Here is a 22,205-nt window from a genome sequence, read left to right on the forward strand (position 1 = left end):
ATGCCCACCGTAGAACTGCTCTTCAGCGCTCAGCCCGAGCACGTGCGCACCGCACGGCTCGTAGCGGCTGCGGTAGCGCGCCGGGCGGGGGTGGACGAGGCAGTCCTTGACGAGGTGCGGCTTGCCGTGGGCGAGGCGTGCAGCCGAGCTGTCGGCCTGCACCTGAGCAACGGCGTGGACCGGCCCGTGCGGGTGTTGCTGACCGAGGAGGAGAAGAAGTTCTCCATCGAGGTCGGCGACGAGGCACCGGGCTCACCGGCGGGCTCCGTCCCGTCGGCGCGCGGGTCCGGCGCCGATGACTCCGACGACGAGGGCGAGATGGGCCTGGCCGTCATCAGCGGTCTGGTCGACGACGTCGAGGTCACTGTCGGCGAGCACGGCGGCATCATCCGCATGAGCTGGCCGACGGCGTCCGCTGCCGTGCTCCCCTAGGACCACCCCGGCCGTCCCTGAACCGGACGGCCCAACCGGCCCAACCGGCCCAACCGCAGCACCGGCAGCACGCGCCTCACCCGTATCGCTCATCCGCGACGGGCGGAACGGGCCCCCGCGGCGGCCCTCCTAGCGCTGCCCGGCGCCGTCTCCATGACGCCGCCCGCCGCGCCGGCCCCCGCTGCCTCCGCGCTGCCCTGATGCCGCCTTCGCGCGCCGTGACGCGGCCCTGGGCGCCGCCTTCCCCGTGCCCGATTCTTCACCGCATTCGGTGGTTTACGCGCCCGAGGGGAATTCCGGCTTCCCCGACACAGGCGAATTCTGATCCCGCGCACTGTTTTGATCTAGTCCCGCTCCCTACAATCCGTCCATCTTTGCTCAGCTCGCTGAGCGTCGCGGCTGTGGGAGTCGCAGGAGCCGCGCGCCCATGCGCCAAACGTCAAGGAGGACGAATGGCGGGGCCACTTACCCCTCACACGCACGACATCGCTCAGGCACTGGCCGCCGGGCCGGTACTGACCGACGGCAATCGGAATCTCGTACTGATCATCGTGGTCGTCGCACTGGCGGCACTGGCGCTCGCCGGAGTGCTGGTACGTCAAGTGCTCTCGGCGGACGAGGGCACCGACGGCATGAAGCGCATCGCGGCCGCCGTGCAGGAAGGCGCGAACGCCTACCTGGCACGGCAGTTCCGTACGTTGGGGATCTTCGCCGTGGTGGCGTTCTTCCTGCTCATGCTGTTGCCTTCGGACAACACTTCGCAGCGAATCGGCCGTTCGGTGTTCTTCCTCGTGGGCGCCGTCTTCTCGGCGGTCACCGGTTATGTCGGCATGTGGCTGGCGGTGCGCGCCAATGTGCGCGTGGCGGCCGCCGCGCGGTCGGCCACCCCCGCGCCGGGGGAGCCGAAAGCGGATCTGACCGATGTCTCGCACCGCGCGATGAAGATCGCTTTCCGCACCGGTGGTGTGGTCGGCATGTTCACGGTGGGCCTCGGTCTGCTGGGTGCCTCGGTCGTCGTGCTCCTTTACAAGGCCGACGCGCCCAAGGTGCTGGAGGGATTCGGATTCGGCGCGGCCCTGCTCGCGATGTTCATGCGTGTCGGCGGCGGCATCTTCACCAAGGCCGCCGACGTGGGCGCCGACCTGGTCGGCAAGGTCGAGAAGGGCATCCCCGAGGACGACCCGCGCAATGCCGCGACCATCGCGGACAACGTGGGCGACAACGTCGGTGACTGCGCCGGTATGGCCGCCGACCTCTTCGAGTCCTACGCCGTCACCCTGGTGGCCGCACTCATCCTGGGCAAAGTGACGTTCGGCGACGCCGGGCTCGCCTTCCCGCTGCTCATCCCCGCGATCGGCGTGCTCACCGCGATGGTCGGCATCTTCGCGGTCGCGCCGCGCCGCTCCGACCGCAGCGGGATGACCGCCATCAACCGCGGCTTCTTCATCTCCGCCGTCATCTCCCTGGTGCTCGTCGCCGTGGCGGTCTACCTCTATCTGCCGGCCACCTACGCGGAGCTGAAGGGCGTCCCAACCGACATCGCCGGCCACCCGGGCGACCCGCGCGTCCTCGCGCTCGTCGCCGTCGCCATCGGCATCGTGCTCGCCGCGCTCATCCAGCAGCTCACCGGCTACTTCACCGAGACCAGCCGGCGTCCCGTCCAGGACATCGGCAAGTCCTCGCTGACCGGCGCGGCCACCGTGGTCCTCGCCGGCATCGCCATCGGCCTGGAGTCGGCGGTCTACTCGGCGGTGCTGATCGGGCTGTCGGTCTACGGGGCGTTCCTGCTCGGCGGCACCTCGGTGTGGCTCGCGCTGTTCGCCGTCGCGCTGGCCGGCACCGGCCTGCTCACCACCGTCGGCGTGATCGTGGCCATGGACACCTTCGGCCCGGTCTCCGACAACGCCCAGGGCATCGCGGAGATGTCCGGGGACGTGCACGGCGAGGGCGCCCAGGTGCTCACCGACCTGGACGCGGTCGGCAACACCACCAAGGCGATCACGAAGGGCATCGCCATCGCCACGGCGGTGCTCGCCGCGACCGCGCTCTTCGGCGCGTTCAAGGAGGCGATCGACACCGCTGTCGCGGGCGCCCACATCTCCACGTCGGACCTGCGATGGCTCAGCCTCGACATCTCGCAGCCGAACAACCTGTTCGGGCTGCTGCTCGGGGCGGCCGTGGTGTTCCTGTTCTCCGGCCTCGCCATCAACGCCGTCTCGCGTTCCGCGGGTTCGGTGGTCTACGAGGTGCGGCGGCAGTTCCGCGAACACCCCGGGATCATGGACGGCACCGAGCTGCCGGAGTACGGCAAGGTGGTCGACATCTGCACGAAGGACGCGCTGCGCGAGCTGACCACCCCCGGTCTGCTCGCCGTCCTCGCGCCCATCGCGGTCGGCTTCTCCCTCGGCGTCGGCTCGCTCGCCTCGTACCTGGCGGGCGCGATCGGCACCGGCACCCTGATGGCGGTGTTCCTCGCCAACTCCGGTGGCGCCTGGGACAACGCCAAGAAGCTGGTCGAGGACGGAAACCACGGCGGCAAGGGCAGCGAGGCGCATGCCGCGACCGTCATCGGTGACACCGTCGGCGACCCGTTCAAGGACACCGCAGGACCGGCGATCAACCCGCTGCTCAAGGTCATGAACCTGGTGGCGCTGCTGATCGCCCCGGCGGTGGTGAAGTTCTCGTACGGCGACGACGCGAACCTCGGGGTCCGCATCACGGTGGCGGTGGTCTCGATCGCCGTCATCGTCGGCGCGGTCTACAACTCCAAGCGACGTGGCATCGCGATGGGTGACGACAACAACAACGCGCCGACGCCGGAACGCTCGGCCGATCCGGCGTCGGTCTCCTGACCGGGATCCACTGATCCGGATCAGGACCGACGGCACGTCAGAACGGCGGCGGGCGGCACCTTTTGGGTGCCGCCCGCCGCCGTGCGCGAGTGTACCGACACCGGCCGATCCTTGGTGCAAATGGCTTCAATAGGGGATGAATCTTCCTTCGGACTCGTGGTCGACACCCATTTGGCGTGTAAGTTCCGGGGCCGTAGAGCCATGGAAGGGACACAACCGGTGAAGAAGAAGCTCGTGGGCGCGCTGTCCGGTGCCGCTCTGCTCCTTGCGTTGACGGGATGCAGCAGCGACGACTCGAACGACAAGCTGGACGCCTGGGCGAAGACCGTCTGCGACCAGGCCTCGGCACAGACCCAGAAGATCAACGACGCGAACACGGCCATCACGAAGGTCGACAAGAACGGCAAGCCGGCGGATGTGAAGGCGGCGGACTCCGCGGCCTTCCAGCAGATCTCCCAGGCGTACGCGTCCCTCGCCGTCATCGTGGGCAAGGCCGGGGCGCCACCCGTCGACAACGGCACGGAGCAGCAGAAGAACGCGGTCGCCGACCTCACCAAGGCGTCGGTCGCCTACGCGGCGGTGAAGACCACGGTCGACAAGCTCGACACGGCGGACCAGGCGAAGTTCGCCGACGGCCTCACCGTGGCCTCGGCCGCGGCCGACAAGGCCAACAAGACCGCGGAGACGGCTCTCAACACCCTGCGCGAGGGTGAGGTCGGCAAGGCGATGGCCAACCAGCCCGGCTGCAAGACCGGAGCCTCACCGTCGGCCACCTGACCGGGACCGGCGACCGGACCGGCGACATGACGCATTGACCGGACCGGCGACCCCGACCGGCGACATGACGCGTTGACCGGACCGGCGACATGACGCGCCCGGCGCGTCCCTGACCCGATCCGAGGATCCGACACGGCCCGGCACCCCTCCGGGGGGCGCCGGGCCGCGCTCGGTCCGCGACAATGGGGGCGTGAGTACCCCGCCCCTCTCCAAAGCCCCGCCCCTCCCCGCCCCGGACCACGCGGAACAGCTGCGTGACGCCCTGCGGGCCGCCGCCTTCACCGCCGACGGCTGCCTCGATCTGCTCGGCGCCACCGCCTACGCGGCCCTGTCCCGGGCCGAGACCGTGCCCGCGCTGCGCGCCACGCGCGGCGGCAGCCCGCTGGAGTCGCTGGTGCGGCTCTTCCTGCTGCAGCGGCCGGTGACCCACGAGCGGCTGCGCGCCGCGCTGCCCGTCGACGTGTGCCTCGCCGACGGCTGGCTGGTCAGGGACGGCGACGAGCTGCGCGCCACCGTGGACGTACGCCCGTACGCCGGGGACGGCGGCGAGGACTGGTGGATCGTCTCCGACCTCGGCTGCGCCGTCGGCGGGGCCGGCGGCATCGGCACGGCGCCCGGCGTGGACCGGGCCGATCTGGTGCTGGGCGTCGGAGGGGCCTCCACGACGCTCGCGGGCCTCACCGTCCGCGACCCGGCGGGCTCCGCGCTCGACCTCGGCACCGGCTCAGGCGTCCAGGCGCTGCACGCCTCCCGGCACGCCACCCGCGTCACCGCGACCGATGTGAACGCCCGCGCCCTGCACTTCGCGCGGCTCACCCTCGCGCTCTCCGGCGCGCCGGAGGCCGATCTGCGGCAGGGCAGCCTCTTCGAGCCGGTCGGCGAGGACCGCTTCGACCTGATCGTGTCCAACCCGCCGTTCGTCATCTCCCCGGCGGGCCGCTTCACGTACCGCGACGGCGGGATGCGGGGCGACGACCTGTGCCGCACCCTCGTCCAGCAGTCCGCCGCGCACCTCAACGACGGCGGCTACTGCCAGCTCCTCGCCAACTGGCAGCACACCGAGGGCGAGGACTGGCGGGAGCGGCTGGCCGGCTGGGTGCCGCGCGGCTGCGACGCCTGGATCGTGCAGCGCGAGGTCCAGGACATCACCCAGTACGCCGAGCTGTGGCTGCGCGACGGCGGTGACCACCGCGACGACCCCGAGCGGTACGCGGCCCGCTACGACGCCTGGCTGGACGAGTTCGAGCAGCGCAAGGTCAAGGGCATCGGCTTCGGCTGGATCACCCTCCGCAAGTCCGGCTCCGACCGGCCGGCGATCACCGCCGAGGAATGGCCGCACCCCGTGGAGCAGCCGCTCGGCGCGCACATCAAGGACTGGTTCGTCCGCCAGGACTTCCTGCGCACGCACGACGACGCGGCGCTGCTGGAGGCGCGCTTCCGGCTCGCCGACGAGGTGGTGCAGGAGCAGGTGGGCCTGCCGGGCGCCGAGGACCCGGAGCACGTGGTGCTGCGCGCCAACCGCGGTATGCGGCGCGCCACCAAGGTCGACACGGTGGGCGCGGGCTTCGCGGGCGTGTGCGACGGGACGCTGCCGGCCGGCCGGATCCTCGACGCCATCGCGCAGCTGCTGGGGGAGGACCCGGTGATACTGCGCGACCGGACGCCGGAATCGATCCGGCTCCTCGTCGAGCAGGGGTTCCTGGACCCGGTGGACAACTGACCGGAGCCCATCGGGCACTGGTGCGCGCCGGACACACCTCGGCCCGCTCCCGAGCGGAGTACGGAGAGCGGGCCGAGGCGGGGCGATCAGCGGGGCCGGGGACTAGCCCTGCAGCACACGACCGTTGGAGTCGGTGCGGTCCTTGCTGGTGAAGAAGATGATGGCGTCGATGAACGACCAGATGCCGCAGCCGCCGAGGGTGAACAGCTGGCCGAGGGCCATGCCCGTGTGGCCGGTGTAGAAGCGCCCGATGCCGAGGGTGCCGAGGAAGAGCTGCAGCAGACCCGCGGTGATCTTGGACTTGTCCGACAGCGGACGACCCTGCGGGTCGTAACCGAACGGGGCGTCGGGCGTGGGCGTGGCCATGGATGGCTCCTTGCGTTGGGGACGAAACACCAAAGGGACGTGCGTAGGTGCCCCGCCCCCGATGCGTGGCCTGATCCTGGCAGCAACGCCTGTCGGGAGTCACATCATTTGACCGGACTTCATGAAAACGTGATCAGAGGTGTGCTAGTTGATGTTCCGCAGTACACCCCAGACCAGCGCCCCCGCGATGAGGACCGCCTGGTACCGGCCCGGGATCACCGGCCGGTACGTCCGGCCGCGCAGCCCCTCCGCGAGCCAGCGGCCGTAGAGGAACAGGCCCACCGGCGCGAGTACGAACAGGGCGGCGTTGTCATGGAATGCGCCGGGCACATCACCATGCATCAGGTCATAGACCATGCGCGTCGCACCGCACCCGGGACAGAGCAGCCCGGTCGCCCAGTTGAACGGGCAGCGCGGCAACAGGTGCCCCGGTTCGTGCGGGTTGGTCGTCCAGAGGTACCCGGCGCCCGCGAGGAGCGTGAGCGGGACCGAGGCCGGGTGCGAGACGAGGCGCCGCACCCGGCCGGCGGTCGGCCGCAGTCGGGTTTCAGCCACGCAGGACGCGACCCTGCGAGTCGGTGTTGTTGTTGCCGGTCAGCAGGATGATGCCGTCGATCAGCGACCAGATGCCGCAGCCGCCGAGCGTGAAGAGCTGGCCGAGCGCCATGCCGATGTGGCCGGTGTAGAACCGGCCCACGCCGAAGCCGCCCAGGAACAGCGAGAGCAGCCCCGCCGTCACCTTCGACTTGTCGGAGTACGGGCGGCCGTAGGGGTCGTAGCCGTACGGGGCGGCCGGGTCGCCGGTGTACGCGCCGGGCTGCGCGTAGCCGGGCTGCATGCCCGGCTGCTGCGGGTAGCCGTAACCGGGCTGGCCGCCGGCCGGCTGGCCGTACGGGTTCTGCGGGGGCTGCTGCGGCTGGCCGTACTGCGGGTAGCCGTATGCCGCGCCCGGCTGCTGCTGCGGGTCCTGCGGCTGGCCGTACGGGTTCTGGTCGGACATGGCGGGTGGCTCCCCCTGCTGAGAAACGTCGGGCGTCGGACACATCGTTTTTCGGTCGACGCCGCACATCTTTCCAGCTCGCCCGAGTGCACGTCCCGCCCGGGGCAGAATGCGAGGGTGATCCGCATAGAACTCGACGAGGCGTCGCTCGGCCGCACACGCATCGCCATGAGTCCCCTGTGGGACGCGTTCTGCAGCCTCCACCTGGCGAAGCCGGGCCGGGAGCCGTCCTGGCCGTACCGGAAATGGGTCGGCCGGGCCCGGCACGTCCTGGCGTCCGACGACCGGACGGAACCGCTGCGCGCCCTGCTGGACGGCCCGCTCGGCTTCCCCGACTTCATGCTGCCGCGGCCGCTCGGCACCAGCTCGGTCGAGGCGGAACTGGACGTGCTGCGGGCCACCACGGGCGAAACGGTGCGGCTGCAGATCGCCGAGCACTTCCCCGACGGGCTGCCCGAGCTGTACCGCCCCTACCTCGACGATCCGCGCCGCGCCTGCGGCGAGCTCGCCGACGCCTACGCCGCCTACTGGTACGCCGTCCTCGAACCGCACTGGCCGGTCATGCGCCGGCTGGTCGAGGACGAGGTCCTCATCCGGGCCCGGACGTTCGCCACCGAGGGCGTCGACGCGCTCTTCGCCGGCCTGGAGGCCCGCGCCCGCTGGAACCCGCCGGTCCTGGAACTGACCAAGCACATCGAGGCCGACTACCGGGCGGGGGAGCGCAGTCTGCTGCTGGTGCCGCTGGTCTTCGCCGAGGGCTGCCGGTTGTACTCCACCGACGACCCGGGCGTCATGGCCGTCTCCTTCCAGGCCCGCGGCGCGGGCGCGCTGCGCGACGAGCCCGAGGAGCGCACCGACGACCGGCTCGGCGCGCTGCTCGGGCGCGGGCGGGCGACCGTGCTGCGGGAGTTGGCCGCGCCGCTCACCACGGCCGGCCTCGCCGACCGGCTGGGGCTGGCGCCCTCGACGGTCTCGGAGCACCTGTCCGTGCTCGCCGAGGCCGACGTCGTCAGCCGCCACCGGGTCGGCCGCAGCGTCTACTACCAGCTCACGGACACCGGCCGGGCGCTGCTCGCGCTGCTCAGCGGGGAGAACGTGCTCCAAGCGGTCTCCTGACGCCCGGGCCCCCGGCCGGCCGTGACCGGCGGAACGGGTGACGATTCGGGGGCCACCGAATCAGTCGCCGGCGCCCGCCCCCGCTTCGTAGCGTCGCCCGCATGCTGGCAATCGACGCGCACGAGCTGCGGCGCACCTACCGTTCCCGCACCGGATGGCTGCGCCCGCGCACCACCGAGACCGAGGCCGTCCGCGGAGTCACCTTCCAGGTGCGGCGCGGTGAGCTGTTCGGGCTGCTCGGCCCCAACGGCGCGGGCAAGACCACCACCATCAAGATGCTCAACACGCTGCTGCTGCCCACCGGCGGCGCGGCCCGGGTCCTCGGCCATGACGTGGCCACCGACCCCGTCGCCGTACGCCGCAGGATCGGCTACGTCTTCGGCGGCGACCGAGGTCTGTACGAGCGCCTCTCCGCACTCGACAACCTCCGCTACTTCGCCGAGCTGTACGGCGTCGAACCCCGTGAGCAGAAGCGCCGGATCGCCGAACTCCTCGACCTCACCGGGCTGACCGGGCGCGAACGCGAACGCGTCGAGGGGTACTCGCGCGGAATGCGCCAGCGGCTGCACATCGCCCGCGGGCTGCTGCACCGGCCCGAGGTGCTGTTCCTCGACGAGCCGTCGATCGGCGTCGACCCGGTCGCCGCCCGCGAACTGCGCCGCACCGTCGCGGACCTGCGGGCGGGCGGCACGACCGTGCTGCTCACCACCCACTACATGGCCGAGGCCGACGAGTTGTGCGACCGCATCGCCGTCATCGCGGGCGGTGAGATCCGCGCGCTCGACACCCCGGAGCGGCTGAAGACGCGCGTCCAGGAGCGCGCGGTCACCGAGATCGAGGCGTACGGGGCGGCCGAGGAGCAGCTGGCGGGAATCCGGGCGCTGCCGGGCGTACGCGGTGTCGCCGTCGAGGACCGCGGCCATGTCCAGGTGCTGACCGTCCAGGCGGAACGCGACGCGGATCTGCACGGGCCCGTGCTCGGGGCCCTCGACGGTGTCCGCCTCGGCCGGATCACCAGCCGCGAACCCACACTGGAGGACGCCTACGTGGCGATCGTGGAGGGAGCCGCCGCCCACGCCGCCGCCCACGACGCGACCGCCCACGAACGCGCCGCCCACGAAACCGCGGGCACCCACGAAACGCCGCTCCCGGAGACGGCCGCCGAAACGCCGCTCCCCGAGGTGGCCGCGTGATGCGCGCGGCGCGCAGGGCCCTGCGCCTCATCGCCGTCGGCGTCCGCACGCATGTCTCCTACATGTCGCGCTCCCCGCTGGAGATCACCTTCGCCGTCATCGTCCCGGTCGTCTACGCGACGCTGGCCGTCTATCTCTTCCGCGCCGCGGACCACCCCGAGCGGCTGCTCGAAGCGTCCGTCGGCGCGGGCCTGATGGGGATCTGGTCGTCGGTGCTGTTCGGCTCGGGAGGGGCGGTGCAGAACCAGCGCTGGCTCGGCACGCTGGAGACCCTGGTGGCCGCACCCGCGCCGCTCGGCCTGATCCTGCTGCCGATCACGCTGGCGACCGCGGTCGTCGGCACGTACGCGATGGGCGCGACACTGCTCTGGGGCACCGTGCTCTACGGGGTGCCGCTGACCTTCGCGCACCCGCTGCTCTTCCTCGTCGCGGTCCCGGTCTGCGTGCTGTCGCTCGGCATGATGGGGATGCTGCTGGCCTCGGCGTTCGTGCTGCTGCGCAACGCGAACGCGCTGGCGAACCCGCTCGACCACCCCGTCTGGATGCTCTCCGGGATGCTCGTGCCGATCACCGTCCTGCCCAGCTGGACCCGACCGCTGTCCTGGGCGCTGCCCACCACCTGGGGCGCCCGCGCCGTCCACGCCGCGACCGCCGGGGGCGAGGTCGTCACGCCGATGCTCACCGGTCTCGGCGTCGGCGCGCTCTGGCTGCTGCTGGCCCTGCTCGCCCTGACCCGCGTCGAACGCCGCGCCCGCGCGGCCGCCACCCTCGCCCTCACGTAAGGAGCCGACCATGCGTCACCTCACCCGCACCGCACGCCTCGTCGTGGTCGGCGGCACCATCTCCTACCGGGCGCTGTTCAACTGGACCTCGCCCGCGATGTTCACCGGCACCCTGCTCGCCGGGCCGCTGCTCCAGCTGGTCTTCTTCACCTTCCTGGGCCGTCAGCTCGGGGTCGCCGACGACCGGTTCTACATCCTCGGCAACGCGGTGCTGGCCTCGTCCACCGCCTGTGTGTACGGCGGCACGATGGCCGTCGCGAACGAGCGCCGCTACGGCACGCTCGGCGCGGTGCTGCTCAGCCCGCGCAGCAGGACCGCCCTGTGGACCGGCCGCGCGCTGCCCTACGTCGTCAACGGTCTGTTCGTCACCGCCTTCACCCTTGCGGCGGGTGCCCTGCTGCTGGGGCTGCGGATCCCGGCCGCCGCCCTGCCGGGGCTGGCCGCCGCGATCGGCGCGGCCGCCCTGTCGTGCTCGGCCTTCGGGATCACCCTGGGCGCGCTCGGGCTGCGGTTCCGCGACGTCTTCCTCGTGTCGAACGTCGCGAGCGCCGTCCTGCTCCTGCTCACCGGCGCGAACGTGCCGCGCGGGACGCTGCCCGGCTGGATGCGGACGGCCGGCGACCTGCTGCCGCTGACCCACGCGACCGGGGCCGCCCGCGCGCTCGCCGCCGGGGGCAGCTGGCGGGCCGCGCTGCCCGGGATCGGGGCGGAGCTGGCGGTGGCCGCCGGGTACACCGTGCTGGCCGTCGTCCTGCTGCGGATCTTCGAGCGCGGCAGTCGGAAACGAGCCACGCTCGATGTGATGTAGCGCTCGGTTGTCGGCCGCCATTCACCCGGGGTTCGCCCGGACGCCGTACGGAGGTGCGAGTCTCCGGCGCGAGCCGTAAAAAGACCGTGGAGCCGCAGGAAGAAGGGGGACGGGCATGGAGAGCACACCCGCGCTGTTCGCCGGAATGGTCTTCGCGCTGTTCGGGGCGGCGCTCCTGGTCTGGGCGGGGGCGCGCACGGCGGGCCGTGCGCCGGTGACCCAGGGCGGCGGCCCGGTGGGGGCGGCCCTGACCATTCTTTTCGGAGCGGTGTCACTGCTCGCCGGCGTCTGGTGTCTCGCACAGGTATAAGCGCACGTCACGCCGCCTGGAAACGGACGGAGCCGCCGGGCCGTGCGGCAGGAATGACGGTTGTCGGGTTACCGTTCGAGTGGCGTTGCGGACTTTTCGCGTTTGACATGGGACCGGGATGTACGGTCACACTCCGCAGCGAACCCCCTTCGACCCGGAGAGAAGAGCGAAGTTGTCCCCGACCCGCGAGACCGCAAAGAGCGGCCGCCGACTCGTCATCGTCGAGTCGCCTGCCAAGGCGAAGACGATCAAGAGCTACCTCGGCCCGGGCTACGTGGTCGAGGCCAGCGTCGGGCACATCCGCGACCTCCCCAACGGGGCCGCCGAAGTGCCGGCGGAGTTCAAGGGCCAGCCGTGGGCTCGCCTCGGCGTCAACGTAGACAGTGACTTCGAGCCGATCTACGTCGTCAACGCCGACAAGAAGGCGCAGGTCAAGAAGCTCAAGGACCTGCTCAAGGACTCCGACGAACTCTTCCTCGCCACCGATGAGGACCGCGAGGGCGAGGCCATCGCCTGGCACCTGCAGGAAGTCCTCAAGCCCAAGGTCCCGGTCCGCCGGATGGTCTTCCACGAGATCACCAAGGAAGCGATCCAGGCCGCGGTGGCGAACCCGCGCGAGCTGAACCAGCCGCTCGTCGACGCCCAGGAGACCCGCCGCATCCTCGACCGCCTCTACGGCTACGAGGTCTCGCCGGTCCTGTGGAAGAAGGTCATGCCGCGCCTGTCGGCCGGCCGTGTCCAGTCCGTCGCCACCCGGCTCGTCGTCGAGCGGGAACGTGAGCGCATCGCGTTCCGCACCGCCGAGTACTGGGACCTGAGCGGCACCTTCGCCACCGGCCGCACGGGTGACGCCTCCGACCCGTCGACCGTCTCCGCCCGGCTGACCAGCGTCGACGGACGCCGCGTCGCCCAGGGCCGCGACTTCGACGCGTCGACCGGGCAGCTCAAGGACAACGCGACCGTCCTCCACCTGGACGAGGCCAACGCCCGCGCGCTGGCCGCCTCGCTCGCCGACAGCGCCTTCGCCGTCCGCAGCGTCGAGTCCAAGCCCTACCGCCGTTCTCCGTACGCTCCCTTCCGCACCACGACCCTGCAGCAGGAGGCCTCGCGCAAGCTGGGCTTCGGTGCCAAGGTGACGATGCAGGTAGCGCAGAAGCTGTACGAGAACGGCTTCATCACCTATATGCGTACGGACTCCACGACCCTGTCGGAGACCGCGATCAAGGCCGCCCGCGCGCAGGTCACCCAGCTCTACGGAGCCGAGTACCTCCCGGAGAAGCCGCGCGTCTACACCGGCAAGGTGAAGAACGCGCAGGAGGCGCACGAGGCGATCCGCCCCTCCGGCGACCGCTTCCGCACCCCCGCGGAGACCGGTCTGACCGGCGACCAGTTCCGGCTCTACGAGCTGATCTGGATGCGGACCGTCGCGTCCCAGATGAAGGACGCGGTCGGCAACTCCGTCACCGTGAAGATCGGTGGCACGTCGAGCGACGGCCGCGCGGCGGAGTTCTCCGCCTCCGGCAAGATCATCACGTTCCACGGCTTCATGAAGGCCTACGTGGAGGGCGCGGACGACCCGAACGCCGAGCTCGACGACCGTGAGCGGCGGCTGCCGCAGGTCAGCGAGGGCGACGGACTGACCGCGGAAGAGCTCACCGTCGACGGCCACGCCACCAAGCCGCCGGCCCGCTACACCGAGGCCTCGCTGATCAAGGAGCTCGAAGAGCGCGAGATCGGCCGCCCGTCGACGTACGCGTCGATCATCGGCACGATCCTGGACCGCGGCTACGTCTTCAAGAAGGGCACGGCCCTCGTGCCGTCCTTCCTCTCCTTCGCCGTGGTCAACCTGCTGGAGAAGCACTTCGGCCGGCTCGTGGACTACGACTTCACCGCCTCCATGGAGGAGGACCTCGACCGCATCGCCCGCGGTGAGGCCCAGGCCGTGCCGTGGCTGCGGCACTTCTACTTCGGCGGCAACGACTCCGCCGCCAAGGCCTCCGCGGCCGACGCCGGCAACGGCGACGGCGACCACCTCGGCGGCCTCAAGGAGCTCGTCGAGGACCTCGGCGCCATCGACGCCCGGGAGATCTCCTCCTTCCCCATCGGTGAGGGCATCGTGCTGCGGGTCGGCCGCTACGGCCCGTACATCGAGCGGGGCGAGAAGGGCGAGGAGAACCACCAGCGCGCGGACGTCCACGAGGAGCTCCCGCCGGACGAGCTGTCCGTCGCGTACGCCGAGGAGCTGTTCGCCAAGCCGAGCGGCGACTTCGAGCTGGGCACCGACCCGGCGACCGGCCGCCCGATCATCGCCCGTGACGGCCGCTACGGCCCGTACGTCACCGAGGTGCTGCCCGAGGACACCCCGAAGACCGGCAAGAACGCGATCAAGCCGCGTACCGCGTCGCTCTTCAAGTCCATGCAGCTCGACACGGTGACGCTCGCCGACGCCCTCAAGCTGATGTCGCTGCCGCGCGTCGTCGGCACGGACGCCGAAGGCGTCGAGATCACCGCGCAGAACGGCCGCTACGGCCCGTATCTGAAGAAGGGCACCGACTCGCGCTCCCTGGAGACCGAGGACCAGCTCTTCGACATCACCCTCGACGAGGCACTGGCGATCTACGCGCAGCCCAAGCAGCGCGGCCGCGCCGCCGCCAAGCCGCCGCTCAAGGAACTGGGCACCGACCCGGTCAGCGAGCGCCCGGTCGTCGTCAAGGACGGCCGCTTCGGCCCGTACGTCACCGATGGCGAGACGAACGCGACCCTGCGGACCGACGACGACGTCGAGACCATCACGCCGGAGCGCGGCTACGAGCTGCTCGCCGAGAAGCGTGCCAAGGGTCCGGCGAAGAAGAAGGCCACGGCGAAGAAGGCCCCCGCCAAGAAGGCGGCGGCGAAGAAGACCACCACGGCCGCCAAGAAGACCGTGGCGAAGAAGACCACGGCCAAGAAGACCACCGCGAAGAAGACCACGGCGGCGCAGACCACCGAATAACCCGCCGTAACGCCGGCCCGTCCATGACCCCCCGCCTGTTTGTTCGGGCGGGGGGTCATGGATTTCCGTGCTCCGGATAGGCTGTCCGAATGACGCGAATCGAGCGGCCAAGGGACGTGACCGACGCTTTCGCCGGCGACCTCGCGGCGGACTCGCGCGAGCGGGCGGTAGGTGCCCTGCTGAAGATCCCGCCGCTGCGGAAGCTGTGGAGCGCCCAGCTCACCGGAGGCATCGCCGACCGGCTCGGCATGCTGGTGCTGATCTGGCTGACCGTGCAGGCGGCCGTCCTCGCCGGGTCCTTCGGCGGCGGCTACCGGGGCGCGGCCTTCGCCGTCGCCGCGGTGCTCGGCGTCCGGCTGGCGTCCACCCTGCTCTTCGGCGCCGTGCTGCTCGGCCCGCTGTCGGCGCTCACCGCGACCGCCGGCGCCCTCGACCGCCGCTGGACCATGATCGGCGCGGACGGCGCACGGCTGGCGCTGTTCATCGTCGCCCCGCTGTGGATCACCTGGGTCCCGTCCTCCGCCGTCACCTGGCTGCTCGTCACCGCCTTCGTGGCCGGTATCGCCGAACGCCTGTGGACGGTCGCCAAGGACGGCGCGGCCCCCGGGCTGCTCCCCGTCCCGACCCCCGGTGACACGGCCGTACGCCCCGCTCCCGACCACCTCGCGACGCTCCACCGCCTCGACCTGCGCACCGGGTTCGCCGCCCTGCCGATCGCCGCGGCCGCGCTCGTCGTCGTGACCCTGCTGAACAGCCTGCTCGCCCTCGGCGTGGACTGGTTCGACCTCCACCAGGTCGCGCTGTCCTCCTACGTCGCCGCCGGGCTGTTCTCCGCGTCCATCGCGGTCCTGTACTTCCTCGAACTGCCCGACACCACAACGGTCCGCCCGCACTCCCCGCTCGAAGGCCTCCGGCTCCCCAAGGGACCCGACGGCTCCGAGCGCGGCCGCACGGGCGCCCTCCCGCTCCTCGTCCTGGCCACCGCGGGCGTGGCCGGCTCGATCGCCGCCGCCGTCGCCCTGTCGGTGCTGCACGCACTCGACCTCGGCTTCGGCCCGGTCGGCTTCGGACTCCTCGTCCTGGCACTGACCGCGGGCACCGTCACCGGCATCCGGGTCGGACCGCGCACCCTGCCGACCCTCTCGCGCCGCCGCCTGCTGGCCATCGCCATCGCCGTCACCGGCCTCGCGCTGCTGCTCACCGGCCTGGTCCCCGACCAGACCACCGTCCTGCTGCTGGCGGCCCTCGCCGGCACGGCCGCCGGCGTCACCGCCAACACCGGCCACCTCCTCATCGAGCAGGAGGCCGAGGAGCAGCGCCGCGCGCGCACCACCGACCACCTGCACGCCGTCGTCCGCGTTGCGGTCGCCGTCGCCGCCATCGGCGCCCCGGTGCTCGCCGGACTCATCGGCCCGCACCGCCTCGCCAACGGGCACTTCACCTTCCAGCACGGCGGCGCCGCCTTCACGCTCATCCTGATCGGCGCGCTCCTGCTGCCGGTCGCCGCACTCGTCCTGGGCAAGACCGACGACCGCCAGGGCGTACCGCTCCGCCGCGACCTGCGCGAGGCCCTGCGCGGCGGCGAGCCCGCCGCGGCACCCTCCGCCACCGGCTTCTTCATCGCCATAGAGGGTGGCGACGGCGCCGGGAAGTCCACCCAGGTCGAGGCGCTCTCCGAATGGATCCGCGCCAAGGGCCACGAGGTCGTCGTCACCCGCGAACCCGGCGCGACCGCCGTCGGCAAGCGGCTGCGCTCGATCCTGCTCGACGTCTCGTCCGCCGGCCTGTCGCACCGCGCCGAGGCGCTGCTGTACGCGGCCGACCGGGCGGAACACGTCGACTCCGTCGTCCGTCCCGCCCTGGAGCGTGGCGCCGTCGTGATCTCCGACCGCTACATCGACTCCTCCGTCGCCTACCAGGGCGCCGGCCGCGACCTGGCCCCCACGGAGATCGCCCGCATCTCCCGCTGGGCCACCGACGGACTGGTCCCCAACCTGACGGTCCTCCTCGACGTCTCGCCCGAAGCGGCCCGTGAGCGCTTCACCGAGGCACCGGACCGGCTCGAGTCCGAGCCCGCCGAATTCCACCACCGGGTCCGCGCCGGCTTCCTGACCCTGGCCGCCGCCGACCCCTCCCGCTACCTCGTCATCGACGCCGGCCAGGAGCCCGAAGCGGTCACCACCGTGGTCCGGCACCGCCTCGACCAGGCCCTGCCGCTCTCCCAGCAGGAGATCGAGGCCCGCGAGGAAGCCCGCCGCCAGGCCGAGGAAGCCGCCCGCATCCGCGCCGAGGAGGAGGCCGCCCGGCTCGCCGAGGAAGCCCGCCTCGAAGCCGAACGCCAGGCCCAGCTCGCCCGGCTCCGCGAGGAGGAGGCCGAGCGCCAGCGGGAGATCGAGGAGGCCGCCCGCCGCGAGGCCGCCGAGCAGGAGGCCGAAGCGGCCCGCCTGCGCGCCGAGGAGGCCGCCCGCCTCGCCGAGGAGGAACGCCTCCGGCTCGCCGCCGAAGCGGCCGCCCGCAGCGCCGAACAGGACCGGCTGCGCCGCCAGGCCGAGGAGGAGTCCCGGCTCCGCGCCGAGGCCGAGGCCCGCCGCCTGGAGAAGCAGCGCAAGGCCGAGGACGCTCTGCGCCGCGCCGAAGCGGCCCGCGCGGCGGCTGCCGCTGCCGCGGCGGCAGCAGCGGCCGCCGCCAGCAACGCCACGCAGACCGTGGAGACCCCGAAGCCGGCCCCCAAGGCCCCGGAGGCGGAGACCACCGTCCTCCCGCAGGTCCCGAAGACCCCGAAGGCCCCGGCGGCGGACGAGACGGCCGTCCTTCCGAAGACTCCGAGGACCCCGGCTGCGGACGAGACCGCCGTCCTCCCGAAGACTCCGAGGACCCCGGCTGCGGACGAGACCGCCGTCCTCCCGAAGACTCCGAGGATCCCGAAGGCTCCGGCGTCCGCCGCCGATGAGACCGCCGTCCTGCCGCCGGTCCCGCCTTCGGCCGCCGACGAGACGGCCGTCCTGCCGCCGGTCCGCCCGGAACCTGCGGACCGCGGCCCGGCCGACCGCGTCCCGCCCGGCTTCTTCCGCCCGGAGACGACCCCCGACAACGAGCGCACCCGCGAACTCCCCGCGATCAACCCGGACAAGGCCCCCCCGGCCCGCCGCCCCCGCTCCGACTGGGCCGAGGAAACCCCCCTGGACGACCTCCCCACCCTGGCGGACGAACTCCTGGGCTCCCACGACGACGACGGCCCTACGGGCCGGTAGCCTCCGGCGGGGGGTGCGGGTACGTCATCGCCCGCCCCACCGTTGCGCCTGCGGCGGGCTGTTGGCCCACCCGCCCATGTGCCTACCGGCAGGGGGTGCGGCGTGCGACGGCCGCGCGGGCCGGTGCGCGCCTGCGGTGGGGGTGCGGGTACATCAGCGGCCGTCCCGCCGTCACGCCTGCGGCAGGCTGTTCGCCCACCCACCCGGCCATCGCCGGCACGGGCGGACGTGCGTCGGCACCCGCGAGCCGGTGGTGACGTGAGGGGGACGGGTCCGCAGGGGTGGGGTTTCGAAATGCTGCCGAGCTATTTGTGGGCGGCCACGCCCGTAAACAGTCGATTTCGAAGCCCCGCCCCGGAGGGCCCGGCCCCCGCACCCACGAACCACCCGCACACCAACCCGGCAGAATGGACGACGTGCGGTACCTGATCCTCGGCACCACGGAAGCACGTGACCCCGCCGGCGCCCCCGTCCCCCTAGGCGGCAGCCGGCTCCGCGCCCTGCTCGCCGCCCTCGCCCTCCACGCCGACCGCCCCGTCTCCGCCGACGCCCTCATCGCGGAGGTCTGGGGCCCGGACGCCGACCGGCCGCACGACGCGAGCGGCGCGCTGCAAGCGCTCGTCTCCCGTCTGCGCCGCGCCCTCGGCAAGGACGTCGTCACCTCCGGCCCCGGCGGCTACCGCCTCCGCACCGGACCCGGCGACGTGGACCTCAACCTCTTCGAGCGGCTCGCCGCAGAAGGCGCCGCCGCCCTCGACGCGGGCGACCCGGAGACCGCCGCGAGCACACTGCGCGAGGCACTCGCCCTGTGGCGCGGCCCGGCGTTCGCGGATCTGCCGGACCGGCTGTCGGCGGCGGCCCGCCCCGAAGCGCTGCGCCTCACGGCGCTGCACCGCAGGATCGACGCGGACCTGGCCTGTGGACGCGCGGCCGAGACGCTGCCCCAGCTGCGGGAGCTGGTCGCGGACCATCCGCTGGACGAGCCGTTCCACGTACAGCTGATCAGGGCGCTGCGCGCCGCGCACCGCTCCGCGGACGCGCTCGTGGCGTACGAACAGGCCCGCAGAGCGCTGGCGGACCGGTTGGGCGCGGACCCGGGCCCGGAACTCCGCAAGCTGCACGCCCAACTCCTGGCAACCGACGAAGCACCCGCACCAACCACGCCCACCCCCACCACCCCGACCCCCGCACCCCCACCCCCCAAAGCCCCGCAGGGAAACCTGCGCCCCAGACTCACCAGCTTCGTGGGCCGCGAGCTCGAACTCCTCGAAATCCGGGCCGACGTGGCGCAGTCGCGCCTGGTGACGCTCACCGGACCCGGCGGTTCCGGTAAGACCCGTCTCTCGGAAGAGGCGGGCACGGCGCTGACCGGATCCGATTACCCCGACGGCGTCTGGATCGCGGAACTGGCGCCGCTCGACCACCCCGAAGCGGTGCCGCAGGCGGTCCTGAGCGCTCTCGGCCGCCGGGACACGACGATCTTCGGCGTGGCCCGCGAGGGCATCAAGGGTTCGGTCGGCGGCGCGGGCGCCGACCCCGGCGATCCGACCGTGCGCCTGCTGGAGCACTGCGCGCATCGCCGGCTGCTGCTCGTGCTGGACAACTGCGAGCATGTGATCGGCGCCGCCGCCGAGTTGGCGGCCGAACTGCTCGCCGCGTGCCCCGGCGTCACCGTGCTGGCGACGAGCAGGGAGCCGCTGGGAGTGCCGGGCGAGACGGTGCGCCCGGTGGAGCCGCTGTCGCCGACGACCGCGCACCGGCTGTTCGCCGAGCGCGCCGCGGCCGTGCGCCCGGGGTTCGACCCGGAGCAGGACGTGGCGGCCGTGGACGAGATCTGCCGCCGGCTGGACGGTCTGCCGCTGGCGATCGAACTGGCCGCGGCTCGCTTGCGCATGCTGTCCCCGCGGCAGATCGCCGACCGCCTGGACAACCGGTTCCGCCTGCTCACCAGCGGCAGCCGTACGCTCCTGCCGCGTCAGCAGACGCTGCGTGCGGTCGTCGACTGGAGCTGGGACCTGCTGTCGGAGGAGGAGCACGCGGCGCTGCGCAGTCTGAGCGTCTTCGCGGGCGGCTGGACGCTGGCCGCCGCCGAGGCGGTGGTCGGCGGGGACGACGTCATCGAGCTGATCGGCCAGCTGGTCGACAAGTCCCTGGTGGTCGCGGCGCAGCCGGACAAGAACACCGAGGACGACGGCACTGAGACCGGCACTGAGCCGGAGACCGGTACCGGTACCGGCACCGGCACGGCGATCCAGACCGAGGACGGCGTCCGCTACCGCTTCCTGGAGACGATCCACGAGTACGCGGCCGAACGCGCCCTGGAGCGCCCGCAGGAGCTGGCCGCGGCCGCCCGCCGCCACACCCACTACTTCCGCGGTTTCGTGCGGGCCGCCGACCCGCAACTGCGCACCGCCCGCCAACTGGTCTGGCTGCGCCGGGTGGAGGCCGAGCTGGACAACATCCGCGCGGCACTGCAACGGGCGATCACGGCACGGGACGAGGCGGACGCGCTGCCCCTGGCCGTGGACATGGGCTGGTTCTGGTGGCTGCGCAACTACCGGGAGGAGGGCGCCGGCTGGCTGGGCCGGGTCATCGCGATGAGCGAACCGGGCGAGCACGACGGCCCGTCCTACTGGGACCGGATGGACGCCCGGCTGCTGCTGTTCTTCGTGAGCACGGACCACGCCTCGGAGGAGTTCCTGAACACTCCGCCGGTGCAGGAGACGGCCGCGCTGATCGCCGACGTGTACGGGGAGGCGGTTGCGGCCTCGGCCCGTTTCCCCGGCCTGCTGTGGCCGATCGCCAGCTACGTCGGCGGCGGCCGGCTGGCGATCCGCGAGTGCACGGACATGGTCGTCGCCAACTGCCGTGAGTACGGCGACGACTGGGCGCTCGCGGCCGCGCTGATGTTCCGTACGCACGTCACCATCGACCTGCCCGGCGGACTGGCCCGCGCCACCGACGACTGGAGCGAGCTGACGGCCCTCAGCGGCCGCGTCGGCGACCGCTGGATGCTCGCGCAGGTGCACGGCGCGCGTGCCGAGATGGAGGTCATGTGGGGCGAGTACGCGGCGGCCCGCGCCGACTTCGAGGCGGCGCTCCGGCTCGGCGAGGAGCTCGGCGCCCGCGCCGAGGGGCCGTTCCTCGTCGGGAGGATGGCCGAGCTGGCCATTCGTTCGGGTGACTACGCCGAGGCCGAGAAGCTCTGCCGCCGGGCCGAGGAGGGGGCGGAACAGTTCGGGGTGATGGACGCGCGGAATTACGTCCGCGCCCTGTCCGCGGGGCTGTCGCTGCGCCGCGGCGATGTGCGGCGGGCCCGTGAGCTGAGCGTGCTGGCCCGTGACGAGGCGAGCCAGGGGACTCCGCCGCCGGTCTTCGCGGTGGTTCTCGCCGGCCTCTTCGCCCGGATCGCGGCCGCGGAAGGCGATCCGCGGGACGCGCTGGCCCAGGCGAGTGGCGCGGTGCGGCTGGGCATCGACACGGGCTGTACGGAGCCGATGATCGCGGGCCTGCTGGAGTACGGGGTCGAGCTCCTCGTCGAGCTGGGCGAGCCGGCCGCCGCCGCACGGCTGCAGGGAGCGTCGTCGGCGCTGCGCGGGCCGCTGCTGCCGCGTACGGTGCCCGAGACGGTGAGCTTCCGCGAGGCGGAGGCGGGCGCGCGTGCCGCGCTGGGAGACGCCGGATACGAGGCCGCGTACAGGGACGGCGAGGGACTGGACCTGGAGGCCACGGCCGCCACCCTCGCGGCAGCGGCAGCGGCAGCGGCAGCGGCAGCGGCAGCGGCAGCGGCAGCGGCAGCCGCCGCCCCTGCCCCCGCCTCCACCTCTGCCGGGGAATAGCTCCGCGCCGGTCACCGTTGCTGAATATTGATCATTCAAGCAATTTGGGAGTGTCCGTGAAGGTCGAGATCTACAGCGACATCGCCTGCCCGTGGTGCCACGTCGGCAAGGCCCGCTTCGAGCGCGCCCTCGCCGCCTTCCCGGGGGCCGCGTCCGTCGAAGTGGTCTACCGGCCGTTCCAGCTCGACCCGGCCGCCCCCGAGAAGCCGCAGCCGCACCGCGAGGTGCTGGCCGCCAAGTACGGGCCGCAGGCCCTCGCCATGGACGAGAAGATCACCCAGCTCGGCGCGGCCGAAGGCCTGACCTTCGACTTCGACACCGTCGTCGAGAACAACTCGCTGCTCGCCCACCGCCTGCTGCGCTTCGTGCTCGACACCTACGGTCACGCCGCGCAGACGCGCCTCAAGGGCCGGCTCCTCGACGCCCACTTCGGTGAGGGCCTGGACATCGGCGACCGCGAGCGCCTCGCCGACGCCGCCGTGGCCGTCGGCCTGGACCGTGCGCCGGTCGCCGAGTTCCTCGCCGGTGACGACCTCGTCGACGAGGTGACCGGGGAGATCGACGAGGCCCGGCAGCTCGGCATCACGGCCGTCCCGACCTTCGTCTTCGAGGGCAAGTGGATGGTCCAGGGCGGCCAGGAGACGTCCACGTTCCTCCGTGCCCTGGAACAGGTCGCCAAGGACACCGGAACGGTCGTGACGGACCAGGACGGCGGCGCGTGCGCCGACGGAGCCTGCGAGGTCCCGGCGAAGGACCACGAGCACTAG

16 protein-coding genes are annotated in these 22,205 nt (G+C 72.4%); 13 read left to right on the forward strand and 3 right to left on the reverse strand.

What is annotated here, in order from left to right:
• From LNW72_RS22105 to LNW72_RS22120, 4 genes are all read left to right on the forward strand, one after another.
• Nucleotides 1–432 carry an ATP-binding protein gene (locus tag LNW72_RS22105; RefSeq protein WP_250976995.1) on the forward strand — a complete coding sequence of 144 codons (432 nt, stop codon included), beginning with the start codon at nt 1–3 and terminating at the stop codon, nt 430–432.
• A gap of 452 nt (nt 433–884) precedes the next feature.
• Nucleotides 885–3,284: a sodium-translocating pyrophosphatase gene (locus LNW72_RS22110; RefSeq protein WP_250976996.1), complete on the forward strand. Its 2,400-nt coding sequence runs from the start codon at nt 885–887 to the stop codon at nt 3,282–3,284.
• 219 nt (nt 3,285–3,503) lie between these two features.
• Nucleotides 3,504–4,061, forward strand: a complete 558-nt coding sequence (locus LNW72_RS22115; RefSeq protein WP_308402003.1) for a small secreted protein — start codon at nt 3,504–3,506, stop codon at nt 4,059–4,061.
• 190 nt (nt 4,062–4,251) lie between these two features.
• The gene (locus tag LNW72_RS22120) at nt 4,252–5,781 is read left to right on the forward strand and encodes a methyltransferase (RefSeq protein ID WP_250976998.1); all 1,530 of its coding nucleotides are present in this window, start codon (nt 4,252–4,254) and stop codon (nt 5,779–5,781) included.
• Between the two features lie 102 nt (nt 5,782–5,883).
• Here the strand turns inward: LNW72_RS22120 and LNW72_RS22125 are convergent, their stop codons facing one another.
• From LNW72_RS22125 to LNW72_RS22135, 3 genes are all read right to left on the reverse strand, one after another.
• Nucleotides 5,884–6,147: a TM2 domain-containing protein gene (locus LNW72_RS22125; protein ID WP_138357097.1), complete on the reverse strand. Its 264-nt coding sequence runs from the start codon at nt 6,145–6,147 to the stop codon at nt 5,884–5,886.
• 144 nt (nt 6,148–6,291) lie between these two features.
• On the reverse strand, nt 6,292–6,702 hold the full coding sequence (locus tag LNW72_RS22130) for a DUF2752 domain-containing protein (protein ID WP_250976999.1): 411 nt from the start codon (nt 6,700–6,702) through the stop codon (nt 6,292–6,294).
• Complete coding sequence (locus tag LNW72_RS22135; protein WP_138357098.1) at nt 6,695–7,147, reverse strand: TM2 domain-containing protein; 453 nt, start codon at nt 7,145–7,147, stop codon at nt 6,695–6,697. Before LNW72_RS22135 ends, LNW72_RS22130 begins: the two co-directional genes overlap by 8 nt.
• Before the next feature lie 117 nt (nt 7,148–7,264).
• Between LNW72_RS22135 and LNW72_RS22140 the strand changes: the two genes are divergently transcribed.
• The 9 genes from LNW72_RS22140 to LNW72_RS22180 all read left to right on the forward strand — a co-directional run bounded on the left by LNW72_RS22140 (nt 7,265) and on the right by LNW72_RS22180 (nt 22,205).
• A complete protein-coding gene (locus LNW72_RS22140) occupies nt 7,265–8,263 on the forward strand; it encodes a winged helix-turn-helix domain-containing protein (protein WP_250977000.1) in 999 nt (332 codons plus the stop codon).
• Between the two features lie 101 nt (nt 8,264–8,364).
• Entirely contained in the window at nt 8,365–9,456 is a 1,092-nt protein-coding gene (locus tag LNW72_RS22145) for an ABC transporter ATP-binding protein (RefSeq protein ID WP_250977001.1), read from the forward strand.
• Nucleotides 9,456–10,238 (forward strand): ABC transporter permease, encoded by a 783-nt coding sequence (locus tag LNW72_RS22150; RefSeq protein ID WP_250977002.1) that lies wholly within the window; start codon nt 9,456–9,458, stop codon nt 10,236–10,238. The genes LNW72_RS22145 and LNW72_RS22150 overlap by 1 nt, the downstream gene beginning before the upstream one ends.
• Before the next feature lie 10 nt (nt 10,239–10,248).
• Nucleotides 10,249–11,046: an ABC transporter permease gene (locus LNW72_RS22155; RefSeq protein ID WP_250977003.1), complete on the forward strand. Its 798-nt coding sequence runs from the start codon at nt 10,249–10,251 to the stop codon at nt 11,044–11,046.
• 115 nt (nt 11,047–11,161) lie between these two features.
• Entirely contained in the window at nt 11,162–11,356 is a 195-nt protein-coding gene (locus LNW72_RS22160; protein ID WP_250977004.1) for a hypothetical protein, read from the forward strand.
• 172 nt (nt 11,357–11,528) lie between these two features.
• Nucleotides 11,529–14,348: a type I DNA topoisomerase gene (topA, locus tag LNW72_RS22165; protein WP_250977005.1), complete on the forward strand. Its 2,820-nt coding sequence runs from the start codon at nt 11,529–11,531 to the stop codon at nt 14,346–14,348.
• Between the two features lie 89 nt (nt 14,349–14,437).
• Complete coding sequence (gene tmk, locus LNW72_RS22170; protein WP_250977006.1) at nt 14,438–17,599, forward strand: dTMP kinase; 3,162 nt, start codon at nt 14,438–14,440, stop codon at nt 17,597–17,599.
• 407 nt (nt 17,600–18,006) lie between these two features.
• A complete protein-coding gene (locus tag LNW72_RS22175) occupies nt 18,007–21,438 on the forward strand; it encodes a BTAD domain-containing putative transcriptional regulator (protein WP_250977007.1) in 3,432 nt (1,143 codons plus the stop codon).
• Between the two features lie 56 nt (nt 21,439–21,494).
• The gene (locus LNW72_RS22180; protein WP_250977008.1) at nt 21,495–22,205 is read left to right on the forward strand and encodes a DsbA family oxidoreductase; all 711 of its coding nucleotides are present in this window, start codon (nt 21,495–21,497) and stop codon (nt 22,203–22,205) included.

The sequence above is a fragment of the Streptomyces sp. RKAG293 genome, assembly GCF_023701745.1.
Taxonomy (GTDB): Bacteria; Actinomycetota; Actinomycetes; order Streptomycetales; family Streptomycetaceae; genus Actinacidiphila.